At 58.9% G+C, this 12,128-nt stretch carries 15 protein-coding genes; all 15 read left to right on the forward strand.

Annotated elements, in window-relative coordinates; all coding sequences use genetic code 11:
- Positions 1 to 750, forward strand: coding sequence for a class I SAM-dependent methyltransferase (locus EV586_RS16350; RefSeq protein ID WP_132946186.1), 750 nt, complete (start codon positions 1 to 3; stop codon positions 748 to 750).
- Between the two features lie 41 nt (positions 751 to 791).
- Positions 792 to 1,544: an iron-containing redox enzyme family protein gene (locus EV586_RS16355; protein ID WP_243653066.1), complete on the forward strand. Its 753-nt coding sequence runs from the start codon at positions 792 to 794 to the stop codon at positions 1,542 to 1,544.
- A gap of 82 nt (positions 1,545 to 1,626) precedes the next feature.
- Entirely contained in the window at positions 1,627 to 3,267 is a 1,641-nt protein-coding gene (locus tag EV586_RS16360) for a spore germination protein (RefSeq protein ID WP_243653067.1), read from the forward strand.
- Positions 3,221 to 4,429, forward strand: a complete 1,209-nt coding sequence (locus tag EV586_RS16365) for a GerAB/ArcD/ProY family transporter (protein WP_165898658.1) — start codon at positions 3,221 to 3,223, stop codon at positions 4,427 to 4,429. Before EV586_RS16360 ends, EV586_RS16365 begins: the two co-directional genes overlap by 47 nt.
- Entirely contained in the window at positions 4,416 to 5,591 is a 1,176-nt protein-coding gene (locus tag EV586_RS16370; protein ID WP_165898659.1) for a Ger(x)C family spore germination protein, read from the forward strand. Before EV586_RS16365 ends, EV586_RS16370 begins: the two co-directional genes overlap by 14 nt.
- Before the next feature lie 37 nt (positions 5,592 to 5,628).
- A complete protein-coding gene (locus tag EV586_RS16375; RefSeq protein WP_132946190.1) occupies positions 5,629 to 5,889 on the forward strand; it encodes a hypothetical protein in 261 nt (86 codons plus the stop codon).
- Between the two features lie 106 nt (positions 5,890 to 5,995).
- Positions 5,996 to 6,763 carry an HAD family hydrolase gene (locus EV586_RS16380; protein WP_165898660.1) on the forward strand — a complete coding sequence of 256 codons (768 nt, stop codon included), beginning with the start codon at positions 5,996 to 5,998 and terminating at the stop codon, positions 6,761 to 6,763.
- Positions 6,760 to 7,218: a YaiI/YqxD family protein gene (locus EV586_RS16385; protein WP_165898661.1), complete on the forward strand. Its 459-nt coding sequence runs from the start codon at positions 6,760 to 6,762 to the stop codon at positions 7,216 to 7,218. Before EV586_RS16380 ends, EV586_RS16385 begins: the two co-directional genes overlap by 4 nt.
- 179 nt (positions 7,219 to 7,397) lie before the next feature.
- Positions 7,398 to 8,417 (forward strand): stage III sporulation protein AA, encoded by a 1,020-nt coding sequence (gene spoIIIAA / locus EV586_RS16390; protein ID WP_132946193.1) that lies wholly within the window; start codon positions 7,398 to 7,400, stop codon positions 8,415 to 8,417.
- Positions 8,414 to 8,932 (forward strand): stage III sporulation protein SpoIIIAB, encoded by a 519-nt coding sequence (spoIIIAB, locus tag EV586_RS16395; protein WP_132946194.1) that lies wholly within the window; start codon positions 8,414 to 8,416, stop codon positions 8,930 to 8,932. Before spoIIIAA ends, spoIIIAB begins: the two co-directional genes overlap by 4 nt.
- A 12-nt stretch (positions 8,933 to 8,944) precedes the next feature.
- A complete protein-coding gene (spoIIIAC, locus tag EV586_RS16400; RefSeq protein WP_087457573.1) occupies positions 8,945 to 9,148 on the forward strand; it encodes a stage III sporulation protein AC in 204 nt (67 codons plus the stop codon).
- A 31-nt stretch (positions 9,149 to 9,179) separates the two neighbouring features.
- Positions 9,180 to 9,569: a stage III sporulation protein AD gene (gene spoIIIAD, locus EV586_RS16405; RefSeq protein WP_132946195.1), complete on the forward strand. Its 390-nt coding sequence runs from the start codon at positions 9,180 to 9,182 to the stop codon at positions 9,567 to 9,569.
- 18 nt (positions 9,570 to 9,587) lie between these two features.
- Positions 9,588 to 10,841 (forward strand): stage III sporulation protein AE, encoded by a 1,254-nt coding sequence (spoIIIAE, locus tag EV586_RS16410; protein ID WP_132946196.1) that lies wholly within the window; start codon positions 9,588 to 9,590, stop codon positions 10,839 to 10,841.
- 7 nt (positions 10,842 to 10,848) lie between these two features.
- On the forward strand, positions 10,849 to 11,505 hold the full coding sequence (gene spoIIIAF / locus EV586_RS16415) for a stage III sporulation protein AF (protein WP_132946197.1): 657 nt from the start codon (positions 10,849 to 10,851) through the stop codon (positions 11,503 to 11,505).
- Positions 11,506 to 11,509: 4 nt separating this feature from the next.
- On the forward strand, positions 11,510 to 12,106 hold the full coding sequence (spoIIIAG, locus tag EV586_RS16420) for a stage III sporulation protein AG (RefSeq protein ID WP_132946198.1): 597 nt from the start codon (positions 11,510 to 11,512) through the stop codon (positions 12,104 to 12,106).
- Positions 12,107 to 12,128: the final 22 nt, after the last annotated feature.

The following is a 12,128-nucleotide window of genomic DNA, read 5'->3' on the forward strand; positions in this document are numbered from 1 at the left end:
ATGGGGGAAATGAGCTATCAGGACCTGCTGGCATTATTCGGGATCGGCGGTGCCCATCCGGGCGGGATTGCGCTGACCGAGGAAGTGCTGGCCGGGGAGCGATTGCAGCGGACGACGCGGGTGCTCGACGTCGGCTGCGGGACGGGGCAGACGGCCGCTTATCTGGCGCGCACGTACGGGTGCCAAGTGACGGCGGTCGATCTGCATCCGCTGATGCGAAAGAAGGCACAGGAACGCTTTGCCAAGGAAAAGCTGCCCGTCAAACTGCTGAAAGGCGACGCCAACAAGCTGCCGTTTCCAAGCGGCCGCTTCGATCTGGTGCTCATCGAATCGGTGACGGTGTTCACCGATCTGGCCAGATCGCTTCCAGAATACGCGCGGGTGCTGCGCCCGGGCGGGGTGCTGCTCGATTTGGAGATGACGGCGGAGCGCCCCTTGTCGGCGCAGGAACTGCAGGAGCTGCACGGCGTCTACGGCACAAAAGTGGTGCCGACCGAAGCGGAATGGATCGGCCGGCTGCAAAAAGCCGGGCTGCGCGAGGTGCGCACCGTCAAAGGCGGCACAGTCGCCTCCGCGCTGCCGGACGAAAAGTCGGGTGCAAACGTCTTGCCGGAATTCAACCTGTCGGACGAGATCGACCCCAAGGTCTATCAGATCTGGGAGCAGCATCAGCGGGTGACCGACAGCTTCAAGCACCGCTTGGGCTATCGCGTCTACCGGGCGAAAAAAGGAAAGCAATCATCAACGTAACTCGCTTTGATTACTCGATTTGAACGAAAGAAGGGCTTCAGATGTCACAAACGATGAACGACTGGATGGTACAAGAATTGCCGGCGTTTCAAACCTACAGAGAGGTGGAACAGGCCGTGCTTGCCGAAGTGGAAAAGACGATCCTCGGCGGCCGCTTTTTGACAACCTTGCACAGCGGTGGTTTTACAGCGGCACAGCTGCGCGAATTTGCGCTGCAATACAGCTATTACAGCCGCAACTTCCCGCGTGTGCTGGGTGCCGCCGTGGCGGCGGTCGAACCGCTCGACCGCTGGTGGGTGCCGCTCGTCGACAACATGTGGGACGAAGCGGGGCGTGGCAATCCGAAAGGCTACCACTCGAAGATGTACCGCACGTTTTTGGAAAGCGTAGCGCCAGATGTCGCGATCAGCGACGAGCACGTGCCGGACTATCCGGTCGGCGGCGCCACCAAGAAAGCGGTCGAGTCGTTCCTCTCGTTTTTGAAAAACGCGACGACGCTGGAGGCGATGGCGGCTGTCGGGCTCGGCTCGGAGCTGTTTGCCGGGCTGGTGATGGGCGAGATCGGGCAGGGACTTCGCCACCCGAACTACAACGAGGAGACTCGGGTCAACGTCGGCTTCTGGATGGCGCACGCCGATACGCACGAGCCGCGCCACTATCAGCTCTGCAAAGACGTGCTGCTCGACTTCTCTTCGCCGGAGCACCTGCAGACGATCTATCGGGCCGGCGTGACGATCGCGCTGTCGGAAGCCCGCTTTTACGACGAGCTTTACGTGGAAATGATGGAGAAATAAATAATCTAGCTTGGAAAGGTCATCCTAACGAGACATAGGATGGCCTTTTTGCATGTTTCTGACCGGGAAGGAGGAACAGGATGTGGTCCGCATCAGACGCAACGGCAACGAGCAGCGCAGGCAACAGATCGATGAGCAGCGCTTCGCAAAGAAGGTTGAGGCGCTGGACGGTGATGCACTGTCTGCCGCGCTCGATCAAAATATCGCCTGGCTGAAAAAGCATTTGGGCCACAGCGACGATGTGGTGGTCCGCGAGTTTTGCTATGGCGGGGATCCCCGGTTGCGTGCGGCGATTCTGATGATCGACGGCCTGACCAATTCGAATCGCATCCATGAAGACGTGCTGCGCTCGATGATGCTGACCGCGCCGGGCGATGCTCAGGACCCAGCGTTTGCACCGTCCGAAGCGGCGCAATACCTGATGAAAAACACCTTGCCGGTCGGGGAACTGCGTGCGGTCGTACGATTGCGCGACGTGATCAAAGTGGTGCTCACCGGCGACACAGCGCTCTTGCTGGACGGCTGTCAGGAGGCGCTCGTCATCTCCGCCAAAGGCTGGGCCAAGCGCAGCGTCGACGAGCCGAAGAGCGAATCGGTCGTGCGCGGCCCCCGCGACGCGTTTGGGGAGACGCTTCGGATCAACACCGCCCTGCTCCGCCGCCGGATCAAAGACCCCGACCTGCGGATTAAAAATTTCACCGTCGGAGCGCGCAGCAACACCGATGTGGCGGTCGTGTATATCGAAGGTGTGGCGCAGCAGGGGATCATCGACGAGATCGAGCGAAGGATCACGGAGATCGAACTGGACGGCGTGTTTGAAGGCGGCTACATCGAACAGTTTATCGAGGACAACCACTGGTCGCCGTTTCCGCAGATTCAAAACACCGAGCGACCCGACAAAGCGGCCGCCAACCTGCTGGAAGGCAAAGCGGTGATCCTCGTCGACGGCTCGCCATACGCCTTGATCGCCCCCAGCGTCCTGACCCAGTTTTACCACAGCCCGGAGGACTATTATGAGCGCTTCCTGATCTCGACGCTGTTGCGCTTTATCCGGGCCCTGTCGATGACGATGGCACTGCTCTTGCCGTCGTTGTATATCTCGTTTTCCTCCTTTCACCCGGAGATGATCCCGTCCAAACTGGTCATCGCCATGGCGGCAGGGCGGGCGACAGTGCCGTTTCCGTCGGTCGTCGAAGCGTTTGCGATGGAAGTTTCGATCGAGATCCTGCGGGAAGCGAGCGTACGGCTGCCCGGACCGATCGGTCCGACCATCGGCATCGTCGGCGCCTTGATCGTCGGCGAAGCGGCAGTGCAGGCGGGGATCGTCTCGCCGATCATGGTCATCGTTGTGGCGCTGACGACGATCGGCTCCTTTGCCGCCCCGTCCTACAACGCGGCGATCGCCTTGCGCATGCTGCGCTTCCCGATCATGCTGCTCGCCGCGATGTTCGGACTCTACGGCGTGATGCTGTTTTTGATCATCATCGTAGTCCATCTGTGTTCGCTGAAATCGTTTGGCGTTCCCTATCTCTCGCCGTTTACGCAAGGGACGTTTCGCGCCCTTGGCGATTCGATGATCCGCATCCCGCTTTACAAGATGACCAAACGTCCTGACGTGTTCGCAAAAGACCAAGAACGCAAACGCATCAACTCTTCATCGGCGGAGGATGTCGAACATGACTCAGCAAGCGAAGGGCCGGCCGAACGGCCGCAGGAACCGTAAGAAACCGTACTATATTTTCACCTATTCGCAAAGCATGTCGGTGATCGCGTCGACGATCATCGGCGTCGGCGTGCTGACACTGCCGCGCTCGAGTACTGCCGACGCCCATCAGTACGGCTGGGTGGCGGTACTGATCGCGCTGCTCATCTCGATCGCAGCGGTGCTGCTCATCGGCAAGCTGTGCGCCCGCTTTCCGGGGAAAACGCTGGTCGAGCTGTGCCGCGAACTGCTCGGCAGCAAGAAACACCCGTGGGTCGGCAACGTGCTTTCCTTTCCCATCATCCTGCTCTATACAGCTTTCTGGCTGATCGTGACAGGTCTGGTGGCGCGCACATTTGGCGAAGTGGTCGTCACGGCGGTGCTCGTCAATACGCCGCTGGAAGTGATCGTCGGCACGATGCTCTTTTTGTGCTTTTACTTTTCTTTTTATGACAGCGAAGTGGTGGCGCGGGTCAACGAAGTGCTGCTGGTGATCGTCGTCGTTCCCGTGCTGTTCATCTCGGTGTCGGCTTATCAAAACGCCAAGTTCGAATACATCATGCCGCTGTTCCCGACGATGCATCTGATGGGCATCGCGATGGCCATTTTGCCCGCTCTCGATACGTTTCTAGGTATGGAGATCATGCTGATGTTTAACAGCAATATCAAGTATGACAAGAAGCTGTTGCGCTATCAGGTCTACGGAGTGCTGCTGCCGGGCATCGTCTATCTGCTGATCGTCATCGCCGGCACGATGAGCTTCGGCTATGAAGAACTCTCCCGGCAGTCGTGGCCGACTTTGGAATTGATCAAGTCGGTCAATGTGCCGGGGCTGATCCTCGAGCGGCTGGAAGCCGTTTTTCTCGGGGTCTGGGTGGCGGCGGTGTTCACGTCGGCCGGCAACTGGTTCTACTGCGCCAACTGGTCGATCAAAAAGCTGTTCGGCATCAAAAAGCCGCTCTGGTCGTCATTGTTCTGTTATGTGGCCAGCTATTTCATCGCCATGAAAGTGGCGCAGAACATCCAAGAGCTGTTTTATTACCTCGAGATGATCGGCTATATCGGCATCGTGGTCGCAGGAGTGCTGCCGCTCTGCCTGCTGCTCTTGTCGATGGTGCGCAAGATGGATGGCCGAAAAGCGGAATCGGGCGAAAAGGAGGCGTCGGTGCATGAAGCGTCCTAAACGGATCTTGCCGCTCATGCTGATCGTGTGCCTCGCCGCGGTGCTATTGACCGGCTGTTGGGACCGCAAGGAGCTGGAACAGCGCACATCGGTGGTGGCGATGGCGATCGATCTGGCTGAAATGAAAGCAGGGGAGCGGCCGAAGATCAAGCTGTCGGTGCAGATCCCGATTCCGATCAAAATCGCCGGTTCCGGCGGCGGGGGCGGCGAAGGGGGAAAAAGCGCGGTCAAAGTGATGAGCGCGACCGGCCTGTCGATGGCCGATGCGATGCGCAACTTGCAGCAGCGTTTGAATCAGGAGCTCTTTTACGGGCACACGCGCGTCATCGCTGTCTCCGAGCGGGTGGCCGGCATCGACATGTCTGGCATTGTCGACTCGCTGCGCCGCAGCCCGCAGATGCGGCGTCTGTTGTGGGTGCTGATCACCCCCGGGCAGGCGGTCGAACTGCTGCAGGCCGATCCCAAGCTGGAGCAGATCCCGATCGTCTTTGTGATGGACCTGATTGAAAACGGAGCGAAGCGTGGCCGCATTCCCGACATCACACTGGGGCGCTGGTTCATCGACCGCTCCTCGAGCGGGATCCAGCCGACCGCCAACATCGTCCAGTCGAACAAACAGGACATCAAATGGCGGGGGCTTGCTTTGTTTCATGATGACCAGATGGTCGGCAAGCTGAATGATGAAGAATCTTGGGTGCTTCTGAACATCAAGGACAAGGCGATCGGCGGCGACATCACCATTCCCTGCCCCTACGCGCAAAATGGAGCAGATGGCAGCGAGCGGAAATACATAACCGTCCATCCCAAAAAAGTCCATGTCAAAAACAAGATCGAGCCGGTGCAGGACACGTTCCGCATGAACGTCAGCATCATGCTCGAACTCGATGTGGTCGAATCGATGTGCGACCTCGACTATCGGAAAAAAGAAGTGGTCAAATTAATCGAAAGTGCGATCTCCGAAGAGTTGAACAAGCGGGCTCGCAAGCTCGTCGCGCTTTGCCAAAAGGAGTACCGCGTCGACGTGTTCGGCATGGGCAACAAAGTGCGGGCGAAATACCCGCGCGAATTTGAAAGCAAGAACTGGTCTGACGAGTTTCCGAAGACGCAGATCAACATCGACTATGAAGTTGAGGTTCGCCGCGTGGGAATGAAAATGAGATAAGGAACAAACGCTATGACAAAAGGAGGGGAATGGTCACATGAACCACGAAGATCAAAAGCTGCAGGAACGCAAGAAGTTCGATGATAAATTTGAAGAAAAATTGCACAAGCAGTATACCGATATCGAAGAAGAATATCATGCGGCCTATCCGAACACCCCGGCTCCGTGGACGATGGGCTTTTTGACCGGCCTGTTCTCGCGCTACGGACGCGGCATGCTGCTGTGGGCGCTGGTTGGTGCGGCGGTGGCGGCGGCGCTATGGATCGCGTATCTGATCATCAACCCGTTCCCCGCGTAAAACGGGGAGCGGGGACTCGCGGTCTGATCCTCCGGCGACCATTTGGTTGTCGGTTTTTTCATTTTTCATTATAATGGTAGAACCTATCGAAAGGAGGGGACGCAGCATGGAGCAGCACCTGTTGTTTGACCTCGATGATACCTTGATTCACTGCAATCGTTTTTTTAATGAAGCTCGCGACGAGTTCTTCGCTGCCATGGCCGATTTCTTTCGAGACTACCCGCTCGACATCCGCATGGTCGATGAGACGCAGCACAACATCGACCTGTCCGGCATCGTGCAGCACGGATTGGGCAAAGACCGCTTCCCGGAGTCGCTGGTGGCGACCTACCGCCTGATGTGTGACAAGCATGGCAAACAGCCGAGCGAACGGGATGAAAAAGAACTCTTGTCGATCGGTTACGGCGTGTACGTCAAACCGGTCGAGCTGTACCCGCACGCGCACGAGACGCTGTTGAACTTGAAAAAAGAAGGGCATGAGCTCTACCTCTACACGGGCGGCGATCAAGAGATCCAGACCTCGAAAGTGCAGCGGGCAGGCCTCGAAGACATCTTCCCGGCGGAGCGCCGCTTTATCTCGGAGCACAAGAACCGGAATGTCTTGCAAAACATCCTTGCGACGAACAGCATGCGCCGCGAACACACGTGGATGATCGGCAACTCGGCGCGCAACGACATCCGACCGGCGCTGGAGGAAGGCATCCACGCGATCCATCTGCCCGACAAAGGGGGCTGGGCGTTCGACCAGGCCGACCTGAACGTGCCGGTGATCGGCAAGTTCCACACGCTGGACACGATTCAGCATGTGCCACAGGTGATCAAAAGCTTCGTCGACGAGGTCAAAGAGAAGTCCGGAACAGGCCGGGGCCGGTGAGGACGATCTGGATCGACGGCGACGGCTGCCCGAAAGGAGCCGTCCGCTCGACGCTTCAGGAAGGCGAGCGACGCGGGATCAAAGTGGTGCTGGTGACGAACATCCACCATGAGACGCAAGCGGAGCACCGCCTCGTCGTCGACGGCAGCGCCCAAGCGGTCGACCTCGCCATCGCCAACCGGATGCAAAAAGGCGACGTGGTGATCACCCAGGACATCGGCTTGTCGGCACTGGTGCTCAGCCGGCAGGGCTATGCCTTGTCGGTGACCGGTCAGGAATACACAAGCGATGACATGGGGCTGATCCTCGAACTGCGCGAAGCGGCCGCCAAACACCGCCGCGGCGGCGGGCGCACCAAAGGACCGAAAAAGCGGACCGTGCAGGATGATGAGCGCTTTTTGCACAGGCTGCGGGAACTGCTCGATCGCCTCGAGGCAACAACTGAAAACGGATAAACGAAAAACTCTGGCAGAGGCAGGCCGGGGTTTTTTTTTATTTTGCCTGCACGCTTTGCAGACTCGCGGTCAGACTCTATGAAAAAGTTTTGGGAGATTTGCATGGCTTGTTGGTCTATCGGTAGGACATGGCTCATAGGAATGAAGTATCAACGCGATAGGACAGGGGTGAGAGAAAGATGATCTTACGAACCACGCCGGGCACGGGCGATATCTTGAGCGTCATTCGCGAACAGATCGCCCCCGTGCTGCCGGCGCGCATCCGGCAGGCGGTGCTGAGCATGCCCGCCGATGTGCTGAGCCAATTGGAAGAGATCAGACTGCGGCTTTGGCGGCCGCTGCAAATTTTATACGGCGGCAAGGACGGATTCCTGTCCTTGCAAGGCAAAGTGACGGCAGCGCCAGACGCAGGTTGCCTGCTGACCGAAGAAGACTTGACGCAAGCGTTGAACCTGATGAGCGGTTCCTCGCTGTACGCGCTGGAAGAGGAGCTGCGGCGCGGCTATCTCACGATCCAAGGCGGACACCGCGTCGGCATCGCCGGGCGGACGCTGCTCGACGGAGCGGGCAAGGTGCGGGGGATGAAAGAGATCGCCGCGTTTAACATCCGCATCGCCCGCGACGTAAAACATGCAGGCGAAGGCGTGGCGCACCTGCTCATCGACTCTGCCGCCTATCGCCTGCACAACACGCTCCTGATCTCTCCGCCGCAATGCGGCAAAACGACGCTGCTGCGCGACCTCGCCCGCAAGATTTCGCAAGGCGCGCTGCATCCGAAGATCGCCGGGCAAAAGGTTGGCATCGTCGACGAGCGCTCTGAGATCGCCGCTTCCTGGCACGGGTCGCCGCAGCATGACGTCGGACCGCGCACCGATGTGCTCGATGCCTGCCCAAAAGCGGAAGGCATGGCGATGATGATCCGCTCGATGTCACCACAGGTGCTGGTCACCGACGAGATCGGACGGGCTGAAGACGGACAGGCGCTGCTCGAAGCGATCCACGCCGGCGTCACCGTGATCACCACCGCGCACGGTTTTGGGATGCATGAGGTCCGCACCCGCCCGTTGCTCCGGCAGCTGTTCGAACTCGGTGCCTTCTCCCGCTACATCGTCCTCTCCCGCCGCCGCGGGCCGTGCACGATCGAAGGGGTGTACGACCGGACGGGCGACCAGATTCAGACGAGGGGCGATGTGGGATGATCAAGCTGCTGGGAAGCATCATCATCCTGCTCGTCGCCACCCTGTTCGGCTTTCGGATGGCCAGTCGCTATGCGGAGCGCTCCAAACAGCTGCGACTGTTCATCACCGCATTGAAGCTGCTGGAGACGGAGATCTTGTACGCGGCGACGCCGCTGTCTGATGCGGCCGCCAAAATCGGAGAGCGGGTCCCCGGTCCGGTCGGGACATTTTTCGCCGAGCTTGGACATAAGCTTCGTGAAGGACAGGGTGTTACCGCCGGGGAGATCTGGCGCGACACGCTGGAGCGGCACAAGGCGACTCTGCGCTTAAAAGCGGGCGATCGCGGCGTGCTGCACAGCTTCGGCCAGACGCTCGGCATCTCCGACCGCCAGGACCAGATCAAACACATACAGCTCGCCATCGCGCACCTTGGCACCGAAGAGCAGGGCGCGCGCGAAGAGCAGTCCAAAAATGAAAAGATGTGGCGGTATCTGGGGGCGCTGATGGGGCTGACACTCGTGATTCTCTTGTATTGAGGAGGGACGGCCATGAACTCAGACGTGAACACCATCTTCTTTATCGCCGGGATCGGAATCTTGACTGCAGTCATCCACACCGTGCTCAAGCAGTCCGGCAAAGAGGAGTTCGCCCATTGGGCGACGCTGACCGGTTTTATCGTCATCATGCTCACCGTGATCACGTACATCAGCGATCTGTTCGATAAGGTGCGCAACGTGTTTTTGATGAATTAACGCAGGCGGCTGCAGAAAGGGTACGACAGACATGGAAATCATCCAAATCGTTGGGCTTGGACTGGCCGCCACCATTTTGATCGTCGTGCTCAGAGGGCAATCGCCTCAAACCGCTTTTCTGATCTCGCTTGTCACCGGGGTATTCATCTTCATCTTCTTGCTCGACAAAATCAGCCTGGTCATCCACCTGCTGGAGCGCTTGTCCGTTGCGGCCGGCGTGGAGATGATCTTTTTGCAGACGATCTTAAAAATAATCGGAATCGCCTACATCGCCGAATTTGGCGCACAGATCGCCAAAGACTCCGGCGAAGGCGCGATCGCATCGAAGATCGAGCTGGCAGGGAAAATCCTGATTCTCGTGCTCGCATTGCCGATCATCCAGCGCATCATCGAGCTGGTGATGGGGCTCTTGCCCAGTTGACGAAAGGGAGGTGAGGCGATGCCCAAACGGTTTTACCATCTGATGTTTCTGCTGGCGCTGCTGATCGCGGCAAGTTTCGGCTCCCTCACCGCGCATGCGGAGGGCACCTCGCCGCCTGGCACCGGCATCCCGCAGGTGCAGACGGGCGGAGGAACCCCCGGCGCGCCGGGCAGCCAGATCACCGATCCGCTGGTCGAACAGCAGATCAAAGAGCTCGATCTGCACGAATTTGACCAATTTTTAGAGGAGTTGACCGCCGAGTACCGCGAGTATCTGCCGCCGGAGATCAAAGGACATTTGCTGGAGCTGATCCTGCAAGGGGAGCTTGGCGTCGTGTTCAAAGGCGTGCTGATGGGACTGCTCAAGTTCCTGTTCCACGAGCTGTTCCTCAACTCCAGGCTGCTCGGGACGATCCTGGTGCTCGCCGTGTTCGCCGCCCTGCTCGAATCGATGCAGTCGGCGTTTGAAGCGAACAACGTCTCCAAGATCGCCCATGCGATCTGTTTCCTGGTCCTGATGATCCTCGCAGTGCAATCTTTCGCCGCTGCCACGACGTATGCGAAAGAAGCGATTCAAACGATGGTCGATTTTATGATCGCCTCGATCCCGATGTACCTCGCCTTGCTCGCCGCCACAGGCGGCCTGGCGTCGGCGGCGATGATCCACCCGCTGATCGTGTTCTTGATCAACGTGATCGGCGACCTGATCATGTACGTGGTCTTCCCGCTGATCTTCTTCTCCGCCATCCTCACCCTGGTCAGTCAGATCTCCAGCCGCTATCAGGTGACGCAGCTTGCCAACCTGCTGCGCGGCACCGCCGTCTGGGTGCTCGGCGTGTTCTTCACGATCTTCCTTGGCGTCGTGTCGGTGCAAGGCGCGGCCGGCGCTGTGGCGGACGGCGTGTCGATCAAGGCGGCGAAATACGTCTCCTCGAATTTTGTGCCGGTGGTCGGCAAGCTGTTCTCCGACGCGGCCGACACGGTGGTTGGCGCCTCGCTGATCCTGAAAAACGCCCTCGGCGTCACCGGTGCCGGGATCGTGCTGTTGATCTGTGCGTTCCCGGCGCTGAAAGTACTCTCGCTCGCCTTGATCTACAACGTCTCAGCAGCGCTGATGCAACCGCTGGGCGACTCGCCGATCATCCGCTGCCTCTCGACGATCGGCAAGAGTCTGATTCTCGTCTTCGGCGCGCTCGCCACGGTCGGCTTCATGTTCTTCCTCGCCATCACCGTGATCATCGCCGCGAGCAATCTGTCGGTGATGGTGAGGTGATGCGCAGATGATGGAGTTTCTCAGCGAATGGATGCGGGGCCTGATCCTCGTCATCTTCCTGGCGGTCGTGCTCGACATGATCCTGCCGAACAATGCCATGCAGCGCTATGTGAAGCTGGTGATGGGGCTTTTGATCATCCTGCTGATGCTAAGCCCCGTGCTCAAACTGTACGGCACCTCGGTCTACGAGCTCGATTTTGCCCTCGACAAGTTCCTTTCCAAAGCAGGCGTCGGCAGCATGAAAAGCATCGACGAGATCACCGCCCAAGGCCAGCGGTTGCAGGAGCAGCAGGCCGGCACCACCGTCGAGCAGTGGAAAGCGATGGTGTCCGACAATGTGAAGCAGACGGTCGAACACGCCTACGGGGTGACGGTCGACTCGGTGGAACTGCGGGTCGCACAAGACGCGGAGGGCCGGCCGACCGCCATCGAATACCTCGCCGTGATCGTCATGCCGAAGCGGGAACAGGGAACAGGCGAGGCCAAGCCGGTCGAAGAGGTCGAACCGGTGATCATCGGCGGCGGCAATTCTACCGAATGGCAGAAGCCGCCGCCGAAAGTGGACAACGAGACGACGAGCGCGATCTTGCAGCAACTGGCCACCGAGTTTCAGCTGCCGAAGTCGAACGTCAGCGTGATCTGGCAGGAAGCGCAGGGGAGGTGAGGAGATGGAAAAAGACAGCGTGCAGACGAAAATGCAAAACCTGATGAAAAACAAAAAGATGCTGATCCTCTTAGGCGGACTGGGCGTCCTCCTGCTGCTCAACCCCTTGGCCTGGTTCCAAAGCGCGCCGAACACCGCCAAGCTGCAGACCGGGCAGGGGACGGAAGCGGGCCAGGTCGTCAACAACTCCAACCCCGGTGACATGGGGAGGTATGAACAGGTGATCGAATCGGAGCTGACCGAGATCCTGAACATGGTGACCGGTGTCACCGATGCTTCGGTGATGGTGACGATCGACTCCAGCGAAGAGGTGATCTACGCGGAGAATCTGCAGGAGAACCGCCAGACCACCAATGAAAACGACACCAAAGGCGGCACCCGCGGCATCACCCAATACGACAAGAACGGCCAGCTGGTGATGACCCGCGAAAGCGGCGTCGAACAGCCGGTGGTGGTGAAGACGATCAAACCCCGCGTGCGCGGCGTGGTCGTCGTCGCCAAAGGCGCCGAAGAGATCAAGACCGTAGCGTTGATCAAGGAAGCCGTCCAGCGCGCGCTGGAGGTGCCTCCACATAAAATCTCAGTTTTGCCGAAGAAATAAGCTGCTCAAAATTCATGCGGTG

The organism is Tumebacillus sp. BK434, from assembly GCF_004340785.1.
Classification (GTDB): domain Bacteria; phylum Bacillota; class Bacilli; order Tumebacillales; family Tumebacillaceae; genus Tumebacillus_A.